20 protein-coding genes are annotated in these 20594 nt (G+C 62.5%); 3 read left to right on the top strand and 17 right to left on the bottom strand.

Features of this window, described 5'->3' with window-relative positions; genetic code table 11:
- Positions 1-73 precede the first annotated feature (73 nt).
- The 12 genes from ACFWEM_RS17025 to ACFWEM_RS16970 form a co-directional block, all read right to left on the bottom strand.
- Positions 74-601 carry a twin-arginine translocation pathway signal gene (locus ACFWEM_RS17025; RefSeq protein ID WP_378448974.1) on the bottom strand — a complete coding sequence of 176 codons (528 nt, stop codon included), beginning with the start codon at positions 599-601 and terminating at the stop codon, positions 74-76.
- Positions 598-1434, bottom strand: a complete 837-nt coding sequence (locus ACFWEM_RS17020; protein WP_378535248.1) for a hypothetical protein — start codon at positions 1432-1434, stop codon at positions 598-600. Before ACFWEM_RS17020 ends, ACFWEM_RS17025 begins: the two co-directional genes overlap by 4 nt.
- Complete coding sequence (locus ACFWEM_RS17015) at positions 1434-2828, bottom strand: MCE family protein (protein WP_378535246.1); 1395 nt, start codon at positions 2826-2828, stop codon at positions 1434-1436. The genes ACFWEM_RS17020 and ACFWEM_RS17015 overlap by 1 nt, the downstream gene beginning before the upstream one ends.
- Positions 2825-4072: an MCE family protein gene (locus ACFWEM_RS17010; protein WP_042920418.1), complete on the bottom strand. Its 1248-nt coding sequence runs from the start codon at positions 4070-4072 to the stop codon at positions 2825-2827. The genes ACFWEM_RS17015 and ACFWEM_RS17010 overlap by 4 nt, the downstream gene beginning before the upstream one ends.
- Positions 4072-5376, bottom strand: a complete 1305-nt coding sequence (locus ACFWEM_RS17005; protein ID WP_378448971.1) for an MCE family protein — start codon at positions 5374-5376, stop codon at positions 4072-4074. Before ACFWEM_RS17005 ends, ACFWEM_RS17010 begins: the two co-directional genes overlap by 1 nt.
- Entirely contained in the window at positions 5373-6431 is a 1059-nt protein-coding gene (locus tag ACFWEM_RS17000; RefSeq protein ID WP_378535244.1) for an MCE family protein, read from the bottom strand. Before ACFWEM_RS17000 ends, ACFWEM_RS17005 begins: the two co-directional genes overlap by 4 nt.
- Positions 6428-7447 (bottom strand): MCE family protein, encoded by a 1020-nt coding sequence (locus ACFWEM_RS16995; RefSeq protein WP_283307096.1) that lies wholly within the window; start codon positions 7445-7447, stop codon positions 6428-6430. The genes ACFWEM_RS17000 and ACFWEM_RS16995 overlap by 4 nt, the downstream gene beginning before the upstream one ends.
- Positions 7447-8631 carry an MCE family protein gene (locus tag ACFWEM_RS16990; protein WP_378448970.1) on the bottom strand — a complete coding sequence of 395 codons (1185 nt, stop codon included), beginning with the start codon at positions 8629-8631 and terminating at the stop codon, positions 7447-7449. The genes ACFWEM_RS16995 and ACFWEM_RS16990 overlap by 1 nt, the downstream gene beginning before the upstream one ends.
- 11 nt (positions 8632-8642) lie before the next feature.
- Entirely contained in the window at positions 8643-9494 is an 852-nt protein-coding gene (locus tag ACFWEM_RS16985) for an ABC transporter permease (protein ID WP_283307006.1), read from the bottom strand.
- A gap of 64 nt (positions 9495-9558) precedes the next feature.
- Entirely contained in the window at positions 9559-10323 is a 765-nt protein-coding gene (locus ACFWEM_RS16980; RefSeq protein WP_003945687.1) for an ABC transporter permease, read from the bottom strand.
- Positions 10324-10812: 489 nt separating this feature from the next.
- On the bottom strand, positions 10813-11730 hold the full coding sequence (locus ACFWEM_RS16975; protein WP_317551499.1) for a 3-oxoacyl-ACP reductase: 918 nt from the start codon (positions 11728-11730) through the stop codon (positions 10813-10815).
- Positions 11731-11839: 109 nt separating this feature from the next.
- Entirely contained in the window at positions 11840-12031 is a 192-nt protein-coding gene (locus ACFWEM_RS16970; RefSeq protein ID WP_007734330.1) for a ferredoxin, read from the bottom strand.
- 265 nt (positions 12032-12296) lie between these two features.
- On the opposite strand from ACFWEM_RS16970, the gene ACFWEM_RS16965 reads away from it, so the two are divergent.
- The 3 genes from ACFWEM_RS16965 to ACFWEM_RS16955 all read left to right on the top strand — a co-directional run bounded on the left by ACFWEM_RS16965 (position 12297) and on the right by ACFWEM_RS16955 (position 16305).
- Positions 12297-13478, top strand: coding sequence for an acyl-CoA dehydrogenase family protein (locus ACFWEM_RS16965; protein WP_378535242.1), 1182 nt, complete (start codon positions 12297-12299; stop codon positions 13476-13478).
- Positions 13479-13490: 12 nt separating this feature from the next.
- Positions 13491-14612: an acyl-CoA dehydrogenase family protein gene (locus ACFWEM_RS16960; RefSeq protein ID WP_378448969.1), complete on the top strand. Its 1122-nt coding sequence runs from the start codon at positions 13491-13493 to the stop codon at positions 14610-14612.
- Between the two features lie 61 nt (positions 14613-14673).
- Positions 14674-16305: a long-chain-fatty-acid--CoA ligase gene (locus ACFWEM_RS16955; protein ID WP_378535240.1), complete on the top strand. Its 1632-nt coding sequence runs from the start codon at positions 14674-14676 to the stop codon at positions 16303-16305.
- A 9-nt stretch (positions 16306-16314) separates the two neighbouring features.
- Here ACFWEM_RS16955 and nagB read toward each other — a convergent pair whose 3' ends face one another.
- The 5 genes from nagB to ACFWEM_RS16930 are packed head-to-tail and all read right to left on the bottom strand — an operon-like array spanning position 16315 to position 20594.
- A complete protein-coding gene (gene nagB, locus ACFWEM_RS16950) occupies positions 16315-17094 on the bottom strand; it encodes a glucosamine-6-phosphate deaminase (RefSeq protein WP_378535238.1) in 780 nt (259 codons plus the stop codon).
- 11 nt (positions 17095-17105) lie between these two features.
- On the bottom strand, positions 17106-18275 hold the full coding sequence (locus ACFWEM_RS16945; RefSeq protein WP_378535236.1) for an N-acetylglucosamine-6-phosphate deacetylase: 1170 nt from the start codon (positions 18273-18275) through the stop codon (positions 17106-17108).
- On the bottom strand, positions 18272-18964 hold the full coding sequence (locus ACFWEM_RS16940; RefSeq protein ID WP_378535234.1) for an SGNH/GDSL hydrolase family protein: 693 nt from the start codon (positions 18962-18964) through the stop codon (positions 18272-18274). Before ACFWEM_RS16940 ends, ACFWEM_RS16945 begins: the two co-directional genes overlap by 4 nt.
- Complete coding sequence (locus tag ACFWEM_RS16935; protein WP_378535231.1) at positions 18961-19668, bottom strand: N-acetylmannosamine-6-phosphate 2-epimerase; 708 nt, start codon at positions 19666-19668, stop codon at positions 18961-18963. Before ACFWEM_RS16935 ends, ACFWEM_RS16940 begins: the two co-directional genes overlap by 4 nt.
- Positions 19665-20594: an ROK family protein gene (locus ACFWEM_RS16930; RefSeq protein ID WP_378535229.1), complete on the bottom strand. Its 930-nt coding sequence runs from the start codon at positions 20592-20594 to the stop codon at positions 19665-19667. The genes ACFWEM_RS16935 and ACFWEM_RS16930 overlap by 4 nt, the downstream gene beginning before the upstream one ends.

Genomic DNA, 20594 nt, shown 5'->3' with positions numbered 1-20594 from the left:
GCTGGAGCCGAGGAGATCAAATCTCCTCGGCTCCAGCCTGTTTCATGTCCGGATCCAGCCTTCGTATGTCTGATCAGAAGGGTTGGACGTTGTTCACGAGCCAACGCCCGTCCTGCTTCTCCAGACTCATCTTGACGCGACTGCCACTGGCGACGGCCTCGGGCGACTCCGAAGACGTGGTGATCTGATTGAGGAACAGCATCGTCGTCGCACTGTCGGCCTCGGCGTCGAGAACCGCGGCGCCCTGCACGACCACCTGAACGGTCAGCGACTTTTCCTTGGCGCCCGGAATGATCACCGATTCGATCAGATTGGTGAACGTACCCTGGAAATCACCCGTCAAACCATCTGTGGCCGCATGCAACTGCTGGTCGACGTTGTTGTAGTCGTACTGGAACATCGCTACCGCCTGATCGGAAGAAGCCTGCGCCACTTCGTCTCTGGTCTGATCGATCGCTGCGGTGTCACGCGTTCCGTCCGGGCCGAAGTAGAGATACGCCGACACTGCCGCCAACGCGATGGCCACTGCACTGATCACACACAGAACGATGGCGAGCAGTGAGACGCGCTTAGCCGTCTCTGGAACTACTTCTGGGGTCATGGCACAAACTCCACATTCGAGGCAAACAACTGCCCGTCGACGTCGCACATGGTGATTCGGAGTCGGTAGTTGCGTTCGGCAGGCGCTTCGTCACCGTTCTTCTGCATTGCTCGCACCGCGACAAGGGAAGTCCCGCAATCGCCGTCAGACTTCTCGAACCCGGCCTCGAGCACCTCACCGTCGGTCTGAACTCCGGCCTGCCCGAGGACGTTCACAAACGAATCCTTGCGACCGTCGAACTGCGACTTGAACTCGTCGGTGGTGCCGGCGAGGAACTTGTCGAGGTCGGCGGCCGCTGTATCCGCATGCAGCGTCGTCAGATTCAGTGCGGTGGTCCGGGCTCCGGCCACGTAGCGCGCTCGGTCCTCGTCGGCATTGGACGCCTTGTTTCGATCGACGAGGAGAAACACCGTCAGGGCAGCAAGAGCAATGGCGATCACCGAAGCTACGGCGATCCCGACTACCAGCCCGGCCTTGGGCTTTGACTTGGGCTTGTGCTCGGAACGAGCAGGAGTGGTGAAACTTTCGCCGGCCGTGGCGGTTTCCGAGCCACTGCTGACGACGCCACTGCTGACGACGTTCTCAGGTGGAGTATCGGTCTTGCCCAGAGAAACTGGGACCGCCGGCTTCTGTTCAGCCGGCTTCTGTTCAGCCGGCTTCTGTTCGGCTGTCTTCTGTTCGGTCGGCTTCGGTTCGGCCGGCTTCTGTTCGGCTGGTTTCTTTTCGGTGGGCACTACTACCGCGGCAGCGTCTGCATCCGCACCCGTGGGTCCGGCGCTGCGAGACGCGCGACGGCGCACCCGCTGCCCGGCCTGTGGATCTTCGTCTGTCATCAACCCTGCTGACCCTTCATGAACTGTTCGAGACTGACGTCGCCGCCACCGAGGTTCGGTTGCGAGTACGTCCTTCCGTCCGGCCCGATGTACTTGCCTGTAATCGGATCGTACCGACGCGCCGAGACCGAAGGCGTCGACGTGTACGAGCTCGGGGTCGCGGTTATCGGTTCCGGCGGCCCGGATTGCGGGTTGGTGCCCATCGGTACGTAGCCGGAACGACACTGCTCGACCGTCGGCGCACGACGTCCCGGATACTCCTCGCAGGGAAGGTTTCTCGCGCCGCGCACCGCGATCGGCGAATCCTGGGCAACCTGGCAGAACAGATCCGACGGCGTCTCGATCGGTGATTCGTCCTTCGGACTACGCCACTGGTCTCCGGGTAGGAATCCCGTTGTGCACGGCGGCGGGTCGTTGACCTCCATGTGGAAGTCCACCAGCGCGCCGTCCGCAGCCGGACCGGAGCCTGCCACCGTGACCAGCGCTGCGGCCAGCGGCGGGTAGATGACCAGAATCTGCTCGATCGCGTTGTTGTAGATCACCCCGACCTGTCCGACGGACACCAGGTTCGCCAGCAGGATCGGCAATGTCGGCTGCAAGTCTTGCAGAAGAGTATTCGCCTCCGCGGCAGCTGCCGGGCCCTTCTGGATGACGGCACGCAGGTCTGGGTCGCTGGCTCGGAGCTGGTCGGTGAACGTCACCAGATTGCTTGTCCAGGAACGGATGGCGTCGCTGCTGACCACCTGAGTGTCCAGGAGTGGACCGGCTTGCTCGATCAACGTCTTGGTCGCGTCGGAGTTGTTGTTCGCCTCCTCGACGAACAGCCGGGCCGAGTCGATCAGCTTCTGCAGATCCGGGCCGGCACCGTTGAACGCCTTGAAGGATTCGTCGATGACGGTCTTGAGTTTGGTGTCGGAAATGCTCTGCAGCAACACATCTGCCTGGTCGAGCATCGCGCCGACATCCTGCGGGATGCTGGTTCGGTCTTCGGGAATCACCGATCCGTTCTCGAGATGACCGTCCACCACGATCGCACCGGAACTGTCGGTGTGCGGAATCAGATCGACAAACTGCTCGCCGATCGCCGACACACTCTTGACTGCTGCGTCGACGTCCGAGGGCACCTTGACGCCACTCTCGAGAGACAGACGCGCGTTCACTCCCGTCTCCGAGAGCTCCACCGCGTTCACGACGCCGATGGTCTGACCGCGGTAGGTGACGTTCGAGTTCTTGTACAGTCCACCGGTGGCGGGCAATTCGACGGTGACGTCGTACCGGCCGATACCGACCATCGCAGGAACACGCACGTACTGAGTGGCCATCACGATCAATCCGACGACCGTCAAGACGGCGAAGATGGTGAGCTGGATGCGGACGAACTTTGTGAGCATCATGGTGCCGGTGCCCCCTGAGGAAGTCCTGGAATGTTGATCGGCGGAAGTCCCGGAATCTGAATGGTATTCGGATCCGCAGCCGGAGCCTGTCCTGCGGGAGCCTGTCCGGCAGGGGCCTGTGCAGGCGGTGCCGCAGGCTTGAGCGGATCGCTCAACGGGTTGCCTGTCTGTCCGGCCAGCCCAGCCTGCTTGCCCAACACGCCTTCCGGTCCGGAGAGCGTTCCGGCCAAAGGAGTTCCGGTGAGGAAGTTCGCGTCCAGTCGGGGCAGCGAGATGTCGATGGTCATGGCCAGGTTGGCGTAGTCACCGCGAATGACGTTGTCGATTCCGTTCTGTGGGAACGGGAACGTCAAGAGGACTCCGAGAACCTGGGTGAGAGCGTTACCCGAATCCGCCAACGCTTTCAGAGTCGGCGACAGCGCGCGAACATTGGTCGCGAAATCGTCACCGCTCTCCTGGATGACGCGGCTCGCTACCTCGCTGAGACCACCGAGGGAGGTCAAGGCGTTGGTGATGTCCTGACGCTGAGCGACAAGAACCTCGAGTGCCGGCGGAATACCTTCGAGCGCTTTGTTCAGGGTGTCGTGCTGGGCCTGGACCGTCGAGGACAGTCGATCGAGTCCCTCCATCGCCGAAACGATGTCGCCTCGTTGCTTGTCCAGGCTGCCGACCAGCTGATCGAGCTGAGGCAGGAGGTCGCGAACGGAATCTTCACGCCCACCGAGAGCGGCGTTGAGTTCCTTCGTGATGTCCTGCACCTGAGCGAGACCGCCGCCGTTGAGCACCACCGACAGCGACGACAGCGTCTGTTCCGTCGTCGGGTAAGCGCCTGCCCGCTCGATCGGAATCAGGTCACCGGCTTCGAGTCGGCCCTCGGGCTCCTCCCCTACCGGCGGCGCCAACTCGATGTGCTGAGAGCCGAGCAAGCTGGTCTGACCGATTTTTGCCGTCGCATTGGCCGGCAACTGGACCTCGGGGTTCAGCGACACCGTCACCAGAGCGTGCCAGCCTTGAACCTCGATGTTCGAGACGCTTCCCACTGCGACGTCATCCACCCGGACGGGCGAATTCTGCGACAGCGTGGTCACGTTCGGCATCTCGATCTGAACCTCGTACGCTCCTTCGCCCCGGCCCTGAGTGCCTGGCATCGGCACCGAGTTGAGGCCGTTCCATTCACAACCGCTGGCGCCGAGAGCCACTGCTGTGGCCAACACGGCAACCGTGGTCTTGCGAGCTACCCGCATCAGTTCCCTCCGCCCATGTTGAAGAGTTCGGCGAGATCCTTGGGAACACTCGTCATGGGAGCACCTGACATCGGTCCTGCGACGGTTTCCGGCTGATTCTGACTTGCTGCTTGCAATCCCGGTTCGGTGTAGACGATCTGATCCGGGAAAGCCTGCACGCCCGCGACCGGGTTGAACAGGAATCCGGGGTAGTTGCCGATCATCGTGCTGAGGACCGGTCCGAGGTACTGCTTGCACAGATCGGCACTGTTCTGGGAGTTACCACTGTCGATGCCTTCGATGGAACCACAGATCCACTGGATCGGATTCTTGAAGTTACTCAGTGCAATTGCGCCGGTCATGCTGCCCTGCGCCGGCTTGTAGATCTGGTAGAAATTGGCCAGCGAGGTCGGTCCGGAGTGCAGAACCTGCTCGATCTCGGGGCGCTTGTCCGTCAGTACCTGGGTGGCATCGGCCAGACGCGCGACCGATTCGCTCAGTCCCTCGCTGTTGTCCTTGACGAACCGCTGAACGTCGCCCACCGCCAAGTCGAGATCACTGAGTGCGGTGCCCAACTCGTCGGAGCTGCTCGCGAGAACGCTTGTCACCGAAGCGAGATGACCACTGAACTGCACGATCTGCTCGTTGCTCGAGGACAATGCAGTGACGAACGCCTGCAGGTTCCGAATGGTGGAGAACAGATCGGTCCGGCCTTCGGACAGCGTGTGCATCGTGGCCGAGAGTTCGCGCAGCGTCGACCGAATGGACTCGCCGTTGCCGTCGAGATTCGTTCCGACGGTGTCGATGAATCGTCCGAGGGAGCCCTGATCGTCCAGCCCTTCCGGTCCGAGTGCGTCCGACAGTTTGGTGAGCTCGGTCTTGATCTCGTCCCACTCCACCGGTACGGCGGTGCGCTCGATCGGGATCTCGCCGCCGTTGGGCATCTGCTCCCCGCCGGAATACACCGGGGTCAATTGCACGAAACGTGCGGACACCAGGCTTTGAGCAACGATGAGCGCCTTGGCATCTGCCGGAACGTCCACGCCCGAGTCGATCTTCATCTCGACGTAGGTGTCCCGATCACGCGGTTCGATCTTGGTCACCTTGCCGACGTTGACACCGAGCACCCGCACGACGTCACCCTCGTAGAGACCGGTGGTCGAGACGAAGTGCGCGGAGATCTTGGTCTTGCCCAGGCCTGGGATGAAGAGGTACGCCGCTCCGGCCACGAGCAGAGCGACCAGCACACCCGCGCCGATCAGCACCCACTTCTTGCGTGAGTTGGTGGAGCCTTGTGAGTCCCGTGAATCCAATGTCTCGGTCATTCTCCCGGCCCCCTGATCGTCGGTGGAAGACCGGGGAAGAAGTCTTCCAGGTCGCCCGGGACCTGCTCGGGCGCGACGCTGGTGTCCACCAGGGTCTTCCACCAGTTACTCGGCAGAATGTTGATGATGAAGGCGTCGAAGAACGGGCCGCTGGCCACGGTCTCACCGAGCGCGGTGATGTACGGTCCGAGGCCGTCGAGCGCCCCGGCGATGTTGTCCTTGTTCTGTTGAAGAACCTCGGCGACGGAATTCAGTTTCTCGAGAGTCGGCCCCATCTGGGCTTCGTTCTCCTGCACCAGCGCTGAGAGTTGACGTGAGACTGCGCCGGTGTTGACGATCAGTTCGCTGATCGCGTCACGCCGCAGGCTCAGTTCGGCAAACAGCTTGTTGCCGTCGACCAGCAACGAATCGATCTGACCGCTTCTGTCGGAGAGGATCTTGGTGACATCTTCGGCCCGCGATAGCAATTGGAGCAGGCTTTCGTCGCGCGAGTTGATGCTCTGCGAGAGCCTCGTCATTCCGTCCAATGCGGTGCGAAGTTCCGGTGGGGTATCGGCCAGCGTGTCCGAGATCGCGTTGAGCGAATCGTTGATCTGTTCCGTGTCGAGTTCGGACACCGTGGTCCCGAGATCGCCGAGCGCGTCGTTGAGCGAGTACGGGGAGTTGGTGCGTTCGATCGGAATCGGTGTATCCGTACGCAACAGTCCGGATCCTTCCGGCCGTACCGCCAACGACTTTCGGCCGAGCACCGTGTTGGTCTTGATGTCGGCAGCCGTCTGTTCGCCCAGGGCGACACCGTCCTGAACGGTGAAAGTGACCAGTACCTTCTGGTCGTCGAGTTCGACGTCGCTGACCTTGCCGACGTTCACGCCGGCCATGGTCACGTTGTCGCCGGCGACCAGGCCGCCGGCATCTTGGAAGTACGCCGAGTAGCGAATGCCACCGTTGATGAACTGGAGTTGATCGTATTGAAGTGCGGCACCGACGGTTGCCACCGCCAGGACGAGGCCGATGACACCGATCTGTACAGGATTACGTTCACGGGTAGGGGTCATGAGACTTTTGCGCACCTTCCCGTGTCCTGGACTGCCGTGGGCAAGATGATCGTCGTTCCGTCAGGTCCGGAGAACTTGAAAGTGTTGGCGCACAGATAGAACTGGAAGAACGCTCCGTACGTGCCCACTCGGATCAGCTTCCGGTAGTCGGACGGCAGACGACCGAGAGCGGTGTTGATGTCGTCCTTGCCGAGGTCCAGCTGCGTCATCGTTCGGTTGGTCTCTCCGATCAGGGTCTGGATGTCCGGACGTGTCGCCTGCAGCAACGACGCGAGATCTCCGGTAGCACCGGCGATCTCGGTGATCGAGTTACCGATCGGGCCACTGTCCTTCGCCAATCCGCTGACCAACTGCTGGAGCTGATCGATCGTGGTGGAGAACTGATCACCCTTGTCGTTGATCGTGCCGAGTACGTCGTTGAGGTTGGTGATGACGTCCCCGATCAGCTGATCTCGGTCCGCCAGCGTATTGGTGAACGAACTGGTGTTTCCCAGAAGCGAAACCAACGTCCCGCCCTGGCCTTGGAGTACCTGGAGCAAAGCCCCGGAGAGGTCGTTGACCTGCTGGGGATCGAGTGAGCGCAGCAGGGGCTTGAACCCCCCGAGCAGCAGGTCCAGATCGAGAGCGGGTGAGGTCTGGTCGACCGGAATGGATCCACCCGACGGCAGCGTCTCGGTGGAACCGGCGCCCTCGAGCAGTTCCATGTAGCGATCGCCCACCAGATTCTCGTAGCGCACAGTCGCTTTGGTGCTCTTCATCAGCGAGTACTGGGTGTCGACGTCGAACTCGACCTCGGCCTGGTTGGAGTCACCGATGGACACTCCGGTCACCGACCCGACCGGAACACCGGCGATACGTACCTTGTCGCCGGACTTGAGTCCCGAGACATCCGAGAAGGTGGCGTGAAATCCGTTGCTGCTGCTGAAGCGCACCTGACTGAAAACGATCGCCAGTCCGGCGAAGATGACCGCCATGACGACGGTGAAAATCAGCAGCTTGACCGTGGTCGGTCTCATCACTTCCCGTCTTCCTGCTCGTAGGAGTCACCGAAGAGGTACTGGAAAATGGTCGGCACGGTGACGCGCAGTTCGGTGTTGGGAACGAAGGGCACGTTGCCGGTGTTGGTGACTGCGAACGGGGCATGCCCGTCGACCTTCGGATCGAATTCGGGCAGACCGTAACAATTGGGTCCGCCGGAGGCCGCGACCTTGGGGAGAGATTGCGGGTTCTGGTACGCCTCGGCGCCGTACATGAAGCTCGCGCTGAGCATGAGCGCCGCTTTGTCGCCGGTGCCGGCCAGTGGCTCGAACTTGATCCGGCCGTCGTTCAAGCCGACGATGAAGCACGTCAGACCCGACGAGTACTTGTCGAGGAGGGTCGTCGTCGCGGTCAGAGTGTCGAGGGCGGTGGTCAGGTTCTGCTCGTTGTCGGTCAACAAGGCGTTGCCGGTGTTCGCGAGGCCGGTGACGTTGAGCAGCAGCAGGTCGAGGTTCGCCTGTTCCGCCACGATCGATCCGCTTGTCGCGGTGGCGTTGTCGAGGATGCGCATCAGATCCGGTGCCACATCGGCGTACAGGTTGGTGACATCGGCGGCTCCGACCAAGTCTTCCTGTAGCTGCGGCAGAACCGGATTCATCTTCTTCAGGTAGGTGTCACCGAGCTCGAGAACCTCGCCCAGCGACTCGCCGCGCCCGTTGAGCGCAGTGGAGATCGCGCCGAGCGTGGCGTTGAGTTTCTCCGGTTCGATCTTCGCGAGTACGTCCGAAAGATGTTCGAAGACACTGTTGAACTCGACGGTGACGCTGTCCGAAGCGATGACGGCACCCTCCTGGATCGGCTGGGTCGAGGGATCGTCGGGAATCACGATGTTGACGTACTTCGCACCGAACACCGTGGTGGTCTTGATTTCCACCCGGGCATTCGACGGAATCTTCGACATCTGTCCCGGATCCATCGCCAACTTCAGGTTTGCCTGGTCGCCGACGAGTGAGATCGATTCGACGCGGCCGACCTGCACTCCGCGCAGCTTCACCTTGGCATTCGGTTCCATGACCAGACCGGCGCGCGAGGACGTCACGGTGATGGGCGTGCTCTTGGTGAACCCACCCGAGAACATGGTCAGGGCAACGGCAACGATCGCCACGAGTCCGAGGACCAGGCCGGCTGCGGCCAACTTCTTGTGCCATCTGGGTACGGTCATCGCTTGCCCGCCTATCCCGACAGGTTGAAGTTGCCGGACCCGCCGTAGATGGCGAGTGAGATGAGCAAGGTGACCGTGACGACCGCGATCAACGAGGCGCGCACTGCGTTACCCACCGCGACGCCGACGCCCACCGGGCCACCGGTTGCGTTGAAGCCGTAGTAGGTGTGGATGAGCATGACGGCCAGCGCCATGACTATCGCCTGAGCGAACGACCACAGTATGTCCGTGGGTATCAGGAAGGTCGTGAAGTAGTGGTCGTACACACCGCCGGACTGGTTGTAGAGGAACACCGTCGCAAAGCGGCTGGCGACGAACGACGCGATCACCGCCAGTGAGTACAGCGGGATGATGGCGATCATGCCGGCCATGACGCGGGTGCTGACCAGATACGGAATCGACGGGATCGCCATCGTCTCCAGGGCGTCGATCTCTTCCGATACGCGCATTGCGCCGAGCTGCGCGGTGGAACCGGCGCCGATGGTCGCGGCGAGGCCGATTCCGGCGATGACCGGCGCCGCGATGCGAACGTTGATGAAGGCGGCGAAGAAGCCCGTCAGTGCTTCCACACCGATGTTGCCGAGCGAGCTGTAGCCCTGAACGGCGATGGTTCCACCGGTGAACAGTGTCAGGAAGCCGACGATCACGACGGTGCCACCGATGACGGCGAGCGCGCCTGTACCCATGCTGATCTCGGCGATCAGTCGCAGAGTTTCACGCGGATAGCGCATCAGCGCTTTGGGAGCGTGACCGAGAGCCTTCGCGAAGAACAGCGCTTGATCACCGATGCTGTCGATACCGCGAGAGATCGATCCGATCTGTCGACGTGTGCGCGGGAAGCGTCCCGCTGCGGCCAACGCCATCAGATCTCCTCCCGTCCGTCGTTTGTCGTTCTGTCCACTTCGGTCTCTCCGACTGCCGTGGGCCTCATCCGGCCGTCAACTTGATACCGATAGTCGTGATGAGCACGTTGACGACGAAGAGCGCCATGAACGCGAACACGACGGTCTGGTTGACCGCGTCACCGACGCTCTTGGCGCCGCCCTTGACGTTGAGTCCGAGGTAGGCCGCAACCAGGCCGGCGATCATGCCGAACAGTCCGGCTTTGACCATGGAGAGCATGAGCTCACCGAATCCGGTGAGCAGCGTGATGCCGTTGACGAAGGCGCCGGGGTTCACGTCCTGGATGAACACCGAGAAGACGAAACCGCCGAGGATGCCGATGGTGCAGACAAGTCCGTTGAGAAGCAGCGCCACTCCCGTCGACGCGAGCACCCGGGGAACGACCAACCGGTGGATCGGATTGATACCGAGCACCTTCATGGCGTCGATCTCTTCGCGAATGGTTCGGGCCGAGAGGTCCGCGCAGATGGCGGTTGCGCCGGCGCCGGCGACGATCAGCACGGTGACGATGGGTCCGACCTGCGTGACGGTACCGAGGGCAGCTCCGGCACCACTGAGGTCGGCTGCACCGATCTCACGCAAGAGAATGTTGATGGTGAAGCTGACCAGCACCGTGAACGGGATTGCGACCAGCACCGTCGGCACCATCGAGACTCGGGCCACGAACCAGGCCTGATCGATGAACTCTTGACGCTGGAATGGGCGGGAGAAGACTGCCCGCAAGGTTTGGGCGGACATCTGAAAAAAGCCACCGACCGCTCGTAATGGCACCTCGACGAGGTCTACCATTCGCCCTCCTCGTCCTTGGTTGCCGCAGTACTGTCTGTTCTCATAGTCCAGCCCCCGACAGCTTGTGACTCAGGTCATATTAACTAGAACGTGTTCACCTGTCAAAAACAAGTGTCCAACTCTAAGAAGTAGCCTCGCGGCGCCGAACCGAAACCCGAAGATTCAGAACGAGGAAAGCATCCCTTTTTGGTGGGATTGTCGCCGAAATATCCTGGAAATTAATACTTTTGACTGATCCGCACTTCTCGGCCCCTGGACCGAAATTCGGCTTTCGATACTTGCTCCGGCCGCCGGGTCGATGCGATATCGCACCGCTCACGGGAATGCAAAATTGGAACACAGTCCAGTTTTTTCGAGACCGTTGGTCTCATTGCAGAACGCAGGCAGAGCGCCGCGCCCACCGACTCGTGAACACGCTATTTCTACCAAGAACTGGACACGTAGAGCCGTTTATGTGCGAACAACGGCTCTACGTGTCGCGGACGCTGATCAGCCCAGCGCCCGCAGGGCCGCTGACGCCGAGAACATCTTTGCCGGGTCACGGTCTGCGAAGTAGTCACCCATCACCGCGGACAGGGCTTCCGGAGACCAGGAATCTCCGTCTGCGTCGAACCTCTGCTCGACGACGGGCGCCGCCATCAGCGCAACCATCGGGCCGTACACCACGAATACCTGGCCGTTGACGGCGTCGGCCGCCGGTGACGCCAGGTACGAAACGAGCGACGCCACATGCTCGGGTGAGAGCGGATCGATACCGTCGGTCGGTGCGTCACCGAACACGCCTTCGGTCATCGACGTCCTCGCCCGCGGGCAGATCGCGTTGGCGCGAACGCCGTAGCGCGAGAGCCCACGTGCGGCCGACAACGTCAGCGCCGTGATTCCGGCTTTTGCAGCGCCGTAGTTGGGCTGCCCTTCCGGTCCGAGGAGGCCCGCCTCCGAAGAGGTGTTGACGATGCGCCCGTACACCGGCGCACCGGCTTCCTTGGATTTCGCCCGCCAGTAGGCAGCGGCGTTGCGGCACAAGAGGAAATGGCCTCGAAGGTGAACCTCGAGTACCAGATCCCAGTCTTCGTCGGACATGTTGAACAGCATCCGGTCACGCACGACACCGGCATTGTTGACGACGATGTCGACACTGCCGAACTGCCCCTGCGCTGCTTCCATCAGTGCATCCGCAGTAGAACGCTCACCGACGTTGCCTGCCACGAATTCCACCTTGGCGCCGAGGCCGCGGATCTCCTCGAGCGTTGCTTCGACGGCCTCGTTCGGTGCCAGGTCGTTGACGACCAACGACGCACCGGCCTTCGCCAGACCGATGGCCTCGAACTTTCCGAGCCCCGATCCGGCACCGGTCACGATGGCGACCTTGCCTTCGAGACTGGTTTCTGGGCTGTTCACAGCATTCATCGAAGCGCTCTCCCGGTTCTCTGCGGTCGTGTGTCGAGTTACCCGGCTCGATTGCCGTGACCCACGAGTTCGCAACTTTAGAACGTGTTCTTGTTTTGGGCAACCATCGTCACGGATGTTCGGTCAGCGCCGCGCGCGGGCATTGAGCGATCGCGGAACGGACATCCTCCCAGCGATCCTCCGGCGGGCGCACAGAACTGATCACGAGCTCCTCGTTGTCGTCGAGGTCGAAAATATCGGGTGCGATCCCGACGCACACACCGTTTGCCTCGCAACGGTCCAGATCAACCCTGACCTCCATGGCGATTCCTCTTCTCTACTCACAACTGCTGACTCGAACACGGATACGAAACGAGTGCCGCAGGGCTGTGCCGCACACCGTTCCTGGCGATAACACTAGAACCTGTTTCAGTCGTGTGCAATGATTCGAAAAAGTACCGAGAACGGACGTCGAACGATCCGCCGGAGACGGCGAGGGCGCCCCTTGTCGCCGATGTACGCATCGATAGAACCTGTGTCAATCGAATGGTTGGCGCTTTGATTCGTATCTCTATGGAGAGGTAACCATGCACATCACCTACACCCCTGAGCAGCAACAGCTCCAGGAGGAGTTGCGTGCCTACTTCGCACAACTGATGACTCCCGAGCGGCGTGAAGCACTCGCCGCCACGACGGGTGAGTACGGCGAAGGCAATGTGTACCGCGAAGTCGTCGCGCAGATGGGCCAGGACGGCTGGCTCACCCTGGGTTGGCCGAAAGAGTACGGCGGACAGGAACGCTCCGCGATGGACCAGCTGATCTTCACCGACGAAGCTGCCATCGCCGGGGCGCCCGTGCCGTTCCTGACGATCAACTCCGTAGCACCCACAATCATGCATTTCGGTACGGACGAGCAGAAGGCCTTTTTCCTGCCCAAGATCTCCCGCGGTGAGCTGCACTTCGCGATCGGGTACTCCGAGCCCGAGGCCGGTACCGACCTGGCGTCGCTGCGCACGTCGGCCGTCCGCGACGGTGACGACTACGTCATCAACGGGCAGAAGATGTGGACCAGCCTGATCCAGTACGCCGACTACGTGTGGTTGGCGTGCCGAACCGATTCGGAAGCCAAGAAGCACAAGGGAATCAGCATGCTGATCGTCCCCACCACGGCAGAAGGCTTCTCCTACACCCCGGTGCACACCATGGCCGGCCCCGACACCAGTGCTACCTACTACCAGGACGTGCGGGTCCCGGCGTCGTCGATAGTCGGTCAGGAACACGGCGGCTGGGCACTGATCACCAATCAGCTCAACCACGAGCGCGTTGCCCTCACCTCGGCCGGACCGATTCTCACCGCGCAGCGTGAGGTCCGCGAGTGGGCACAGAACACCAAACTGCCCGACGGCCGACGCATGATCGACCAGGAATGGGTGCAGATCAATCTGGCTCGCGTGCATGCCAAGGCCGAGTACCTGAAGTTGATGAACTGGGAAATCGCCTCCGCAACCGATCACGCTCCCGGCCCCGAAGCGGCGTCCGCCAACAAGGTCTTCGGTACCGAATTCGCCACCGAGGCTTACCGCTTGCTGATGGAGATCCTCGGATCCTCCGCCACGATCAGGCAGAACTCCCCCGGCGCTCTTCTGCGCGGCCGCATCGAACGTATGCATCGTTCTTCGCTGATCCTGACGTTCGGCGGCGGTACCAACGAAGTGCAACGCGACATCATCGGAATGACAGCTCTGCGGCTTCCCGCATCGAAGCGATAAGGACCCACGATCATGGAATTCACCCTTACCGAGGCCCAGCAGGACCTGTCCGGACTGACACGATCCGTCGTCACCGAACTGGTGACCAACGACCGCCTTCGTGAACTCGACGCCGCCGAAGACCGTTTCGACGCCATCTTGTGGAACGCTCTGGCCTCGGCCGGCGTTCTCGGCGCGGCGCTGCCGGAGTCGGTCGGCGGAGACGGATTCGGTGTCCTCGAGCAGTGCAGCATCCTCGCCGAACTCGGACGCGGCGTCGCAGCCGTTCCGTTCCTGACGTCCATCGTCGGATCCGCCGCAGCGATAGCTGAATTCGGCTCGGACAAGCAGCGAGACGAATGGGCAAGCGCTGCCGCCGCCGGCGAGAAGATACTCACCGCGGCCCTCGCCGAGGAATACAACGACGACCCGGCCCACCCGATCACGCGTGCGGAGAAGACGGCCGACGGTTGGCGGATCGACGGTGCCAAGATCACCGTCGACAGTGCCCCGCTCGCAGATCTTTTCCTGGTCCCCGCGATCACCGAGGACGGTGTCGCGGTCTTCCTCGTCGAACCTTCGGACGCAGGCGTGAGCGTCACCAGGCAGTCGACCACCGATTTCTCGAGTGCGGGTCTCGTCGAATTCGATTCGGTGCAGATCCCGGCCGATCGTGTTCTCGGCTCGGTTGCCCAGGGATCCGACATCGCAGCATGGATCGTCGAACGAATCCAGCTCGGTTCGAGCGCCTACCAGTACGGGGTGCTCGATCAAGCGCTGAAGCTGACCGCCGAATACGCCACCGAGCGTGTGCAGTTCGGTCGTCCGATCGGTAGTTTCCAGGCTGTCGCCCAGCGCCTCGCCGACGGGTACATCGACGTCAAGGGCGTTCGTCTGACGCTGTGGGCTGCCGCGTGGCGACTGAGCGAAGGACTTCCGTCCGACGGCGCTGTACAGACGGCCAAGTTCTGGGCCGCGGATGCGGGACACCGTGTCGGGCACACTGCGGTTCACGTTCACGGCGGTGTAGGTCTGGACGAGGACCACCCGGTTCACCGCTACTTCCTCGCTGCCAAGCATCACGAGTTCCTGCTCGGCAGCGCCACCGATCAGCTACGGGCGCTGGGCAGGGAACTCGCCGCAGTCCCTGCCTGAACGAGTCCCACCGAGTGGAAATCCATGACCCGGTCCGAGACGAATCGATGATGATGCAGCTATGAGTCAGAGCCCCACTGTTTCCGATCTACTCCTCGGAGTCAGCGAGATCGACGACCGCGGCATCCGTTTCGAGGACCAGGTCATCTCCTGGCGCGAGCACGTTCAACGCTCGTTCGATCGAGCAGCGCTGCTGGACACGCTGCTCGATCGAACGCGCCCCAGGCATTTCGGTCTTCTGATGGAGAACGTCCCCGAGTTCTCACTACTGCTCGGCGCGGCATCGTTCTCGGGTTCGGTTGCAGCCGGACTGAACACGACCAGGCGCGGACCGGCGTTGGCGCGGGACATTGCGCTCTCCGACTGCCAGGTGATCTTCACCGAGAACAACCAGGCACACCTTCTCGACGACGTCGATCTCGGTGACGTCCGGGTGATAAACGTGGATTCTCCGGCCTGGACGGAGTTGTTGGCACCCTTCGCCGATACGCCGGCCTACGCGTCGACGGCGCAGCCCGACGATCTGTTGATGCTCATCTTCACCTCCGGAACCAGCGGTGATCCCAAAGCGGTTCGCTGCACGCACCACAAGTTGGCCTCGCCTGGGGTCATGCTTGCCGATCGCTTCGGCCTCGGCGCCGACGACGTCGTCTACATGGCGATGCCCATGTTCCATTCCAACGCCATGATGGCGGCGTGGACGGTCGCGCTGCACGCTCGTGCGGGAATTGCCATGCGACGCAGGTTCTCCGCTTCAGGTTTTCTGCCCGACGTCCACAAGTACGGGATCACGTACTCCAACTACGTCGGAAAGCCGTTGTCCTTCATCGCGTCCACCCCCGAGGTGCCGAACGAGCGGGACAACACCTTGAAGATCATGTACGGCAACGAGGGTTCGGCTCCCGCCGTCGCCACCTTCGTCCGACGTTTCGACGCCCGCGTCATCGACGGATTCGGTTCCACCGAGGGCGGCATTTCGATCTCCGCCGCACCGGTTCCGCGGACCGGCGCCCTCGGACTGCTCCCGGACGGGGTCAAGATTCTTGATCCCGAGACCGGCGCACCCTGCCCGCCTGCAGTCTTCGACGCCGACGGCCGGATCACCAACGCCGACGAGGCAACCGGTGAACTGGTCAATGTCACCGGTCCAGGCACGTTCGCCGGGTACTACAAGAACCCGGAAGCCGACGCCGAGCGAATGTGCAACGGCCAGTACTGGAGTGGCGATCTGGCGTACACGGATGTCGACGGCTACGTCTACTTCGCGGGGCGCAGTTCCGGTTGGCTACGAGTGGACGGCGAGAACATCGGCGCCGCACCCATCGAACGCTCCCTGGTCGGTTACCCGGGCTTCGCGCAGGTTTCCGTGTACGCGGTCCCCGACAGCGACGTCGGCGACCGCGTCATGGCGTCGGTGATTCCGGTCGGCGACGTCGACAATTTCGACCCGGTCGCCGTGGCCGAATACATCGATTCCCGGCCGGAACTCGGGCCGAAGCAGAAGCCGACCTTGATCCGCGTCTGCAGTGAGTTTCCGCGGACGGCAACGTTCAAGGTGGTCACCCGAACGCAGAGCGCCGAACGCTGGAACACCTCCGATCCGGTGTGGATCCGCCGGCGCGGTGAAGCCGACTTCCAATTGCTCACTCCCGAACTGGCACTCGGCCTCGAGAAGACGCGAGAGTCGGTCTAGCCCGATCGGTCAGTAGTGCTGAGCAAGCGGTTTGTGCGCCGACACCGTTTTGTAGAACTCGGTGAGCCGAAGCTGTGATGCCGCTGCCTCGTCGATTACCACCGTCGCGTGTGGATGCAGTTGGAGGACCGATGCCGGGCACACTGCGGCCAGAGGCCCCTCGACGGCAGCGGCCATCGCAGCAGCCTTGTGCTCGCCGGTCGCGATCATCACCAGATGCCTTGCTTCGCAGATAGTTCCGAGACCCTGGGTGATCACATGCCGTGGGACGTCGCCCGGGCTGTCGAAGAACCGGGCGTTGTCGGTTCGAGTCTGTTCGGTCAGCGTCTTGACCCGGGTCCTCGAATTCAGCGAGGACGTCGGTTCGTTGAAACCGATGTGACCGTTGCCGCCGATACCGAGAAGTTGAACGTCTACCGGACCATTCGACGCAATCGCACGGTCGTAAGCTGCCGCGGCGGCAAACGGATCCGCCGCAGTGCCGTCCGGGCTGAATACTCTTGCCGCGTCCAGGTCCAGGTGATTCACCAGCTCGGTGCGGATCACCTGGGCATACGACTCCGGGTGGCCTTCCGGCAGGCCGACGTATTCGTCCAAGAGGAACGCCTGCAAGGCGGCAAAACTCAAACCGTCGTCGCGGTGTCGACGCGCGAGTTCGCGGTACACCGAGAGCGGTGACGATCCTGTCGCCAGGCCCAAAGTCCTTGCGCCTGAATGCACCGCGTGCTCGAAGATGTCGGCAACAACAGTGCCGGCCGCCTCTGCACTGTCGACAATGACAATTTCCATCGGTTGATTCCTCAGCTTTCGGTGTAGTTCGTGAGCCAGGTTCCAGCGGCCATGACGGCGCGGGTTTCGAGTTCGGGACCGGTGACGATCAGATCGGCGCGGCAACCCGGCACGAGATCGCCGACAATTCCGGCCAGCCCCACCAGCGAAGCAGGCGTTGATGTCGCTGCGATGACAGCCGAAAGCAGATCGACGCCTGCGTGATTGACCGCCCGGCGGACTATGTCCATCAACCGACTCGTCCCGCCGGCGATGGCCGTCTCACCCTGGCCGGCCAGCCGCGCCACGCCACCGACAACGTCGACGTCGAGGGGTCCGAGTGGGTAGCGTCCGTCGGGCATTCCGGCGGCAGCCATCGCGTCGGAGACCAACGCGATCTGATGCGGACCGACCAGGTCGAACACCGTCGCCACCGTCTCGTCGGCCAGATGTACTCCGTCCCCGACCAACTCGACCACCATCTGTCCTTTCGCGGCCGCGGCAAGACATGCCGCCACGGCGCCGGGAGCGCGATGATGCATCGGCGCCATTCCGTTGAACAGGTGAGTGGCACTGAGCGGTGCATGCGCCGAGTGTGCGATCGAACGTGTCGCGATCGGGTTGGACGCATCCGTGTGTCCGATACTCACGACGGCGCAGTGACGCTCCAGCAACGAGGCAAGTTCGTCGAAGTGTGCTGTCTCGGGAGCGATCGTCATCGAGCGGATGTGCCCGCGGCCGGCTTCGAGCAGCGACTCCAGCAAGGCAGGGTCGCCATCGAGGATGCTGTCGGGATCCTGGGCGCCGCAGCGCAGTACCGAGAGGAACGGACCTTCCAGGTGAATCCCGGCCAACGTGCCCTTGTCCACCAGTGTCGCCAGGAGTTCGATGCGACTGCGCAGAATCTGCGGCGGCGCGGAGACGAGAGAGCCGATCACCGAGGTTGTGCCGTTCGTCCGATGATGATCGGCGGCCACGGTTGATCCGACCTCGTCCGCCTCGGGGAAACCGAAACCACCGGCGCCGTGGCAGTGAACGTCCACGAGTCCCGGGATGATCGTTGTTCCCGGCGCTGCTCGCTCGGGTATCGGGTCGGTTCGCTGTGAAGCTGGTCCGGCCCACACCACACGATCACCGGAGATCTCGACGACTCCGTCCGAAAGAAGTCGACCACCGGTCACCAACTGTCCACGAAGAATCACGACATCACCTGCGGTACCACGGGGACCTCGGTATCCGCGATCGACAACTCGCGAAGCACTGCGTCCGCAAGCACGTAGTGCCCGTGCTCGTTCGGATGGAACGCGTCGGCCAGGAGTGCCGGTGGTGGACCCTCGGGAGAATGGGCCGACCACTGTGCGTAGTGGTCGACGAACACCACGCGCGTCGAGACTGCTACTTGCCGCGCGACCTCGACGTACCGAACCAACCCCGCTCGGGTGGGAGCGTTCTCGACGTCGATCGGTGGCGGCGTCTGCAGAATCGGCACCGCACCGATCGCTCGCGTCCGGAAGATCGTGTCCGAGAGATCGTCTCGAAACCGATCCAGTCCTTCTTCTCCGTCCAAGGCGTCATTCGTTCCGAGCATGATCAACACTACCGAGGGTTCGAACACTTCGATGCGGTGCGCGAAACCCGCACGCACATCGGAGGATCGGTTGCCGCTGACTCCGGTGTTGACCAGGATGTGGTTGAACAAGGAGAGATCACCGCGGATGCGCTCGGCGCAGTGTTCGACGTAGCTTCGGTGGCCGTCGGTGTGCGTCAATCCCTGAGTGATGCTGTCGCCGGTGAAGACCCATCGGATCGGCGTCGAGGAGTCGCCGAGCAAAGCCTCGAGTCGAATCCGTTCAGCAGTCGTGGACTTCAGAGCCTTCGACATCGGGGTCATCCCCTCTGCCTTTCAGCGCCCGATACTGCCGCTGCGAACTTCGACGTGATGAACGCCGGATCCGTGATTGCAGTTCCGACAACCACCGAGTCGGCACCCAGGGCGATGGCGCGTGCCGCATCCTCCGGGCTGTGGTAGCGCCCTTCGGCGATGAGGATCGCATCTGGAAGTGACTGCCGCAGTTCGGAGATCAGCTCCAGGTCCGGACCTGCCAGCCGTCTGCTGTTCTCCGTGTATCCAGCCAGTGTGCTGGAGATGATGTCGGCGCCCGCCGCGGCGGCAGCGATGCCGTCCTCGAGTGTTCCACAGTCGGCCATGACGAGGCCGCCGCGATCATGGACCGCGGCGACGGTGTCGGCAAACGTCAGCCCGTCCGGACGTGCCCGCAGTGTGGCATCGGCAGCCACGATCTGCGCACCCGAGTCCACGACTTCGAGAGCTGATTCCCTTGTTGGCGTGATGAACACACCTTCCGTGCCGATTTTCGTCAAACCGATCACCGGCACCTTCACGGCAGACACGACTGCGGCTACATCCGGGGTACCGCCCACGCCGCCGCAGCGGATCGCCACTGCTCCGCCGTCGACCGCGGCGCGGGCCATCCTCTCGATGGTCCCGGTGTCACGTAAGGCATGGCCGTGTCCGGCCTGACAGGACACGATCAGCTTTCCGCTGATGATCGTGAGCAACTCTTCGACAGTCACGGTGTTACCTCGATTCGTGTTGCGGCGGCCAGGAGCGCAGCACCGACGAGCGGCGCATCGGTGCCCAAACGGGCAGGAAGAATGGCAGTTTCGGTTATGGGACCCATCGCTTCCACCCGGAAAGCGGATGTCAGAGGCGACAGAAGGTCCGCTCCGATCTGAGCTGCGCCGCCGCCGACGACGATCACCTCGGGATCGAATGCGGTGGCGACCCCGGCCAGAACGCGACCCAGCAGAGTACCGGCGTCGGTGATCACGGCACGGGCGATCGGATCGCCGGAGTGCATGAGTGCCACTACTTTCTGCAACGGTTGAGTGGGCGTACCCGCCCGCGCTGCGTACTCGGCTGCCATCGCCGGGCCGGACGCGACTGCCTCGAGGTGGTCGGTTCTGCCGCAACCGCAACCTATCGCCCCGGAGACCGGAACCAGCAGATGGGCAAGCTCTCCGGCTGTTCCGTGGGCACCGTGGTACAACTGTCCGCCCACGGTCAACGCGCCACCGATTCCGGTACCGATCGAGACGAACAGTGCAGAGGTTCGACCGCGACCGGCGCCGATCATGTTCTCGCCGTGGGCCATCGCGCGCACGTCGTTGTCCACCGTCACCGGTAGGCCTGAGTGCGCCTCGAGTTCTCCGCGAACCTCGGCGCCACTCCATCCGGACAGAATGTCGGAGGCGAAGACGACGCGGCCACGCACCCGATCGATGATTCCCGGTGCACCGACTCCGATTCCGGCTACCGTGTGATTCGCCCTCAGACGGTCGATCAACGCGGTAGCGGTCCCGAGAACGGCTTCTCTACCCGCCGTCGGTGTTGCCGCACGAACGGTGTCGATCACGTCTCCGTCGGACGTCACCACCGCAGCAGCCACTTTGGTGCCGCCGATGTCGATACCGATCCATCGCTTCTGCCCAGATGTCAT

It is taken from the genome of Rhodococcus sp. NPDC060176, assembly GCF_042728675.1.
Lineage (GTDB): Bacteria > Actinomycetota > Actinomycetes > Mycobacteriales > Mycobacteriaceae > Rhodococcus_F.
The sequence above is the reverse complement of the archived record's forward strand: the minus strand, read 5'-3'. Positions and strand labels throughout refer to the sequence as shown.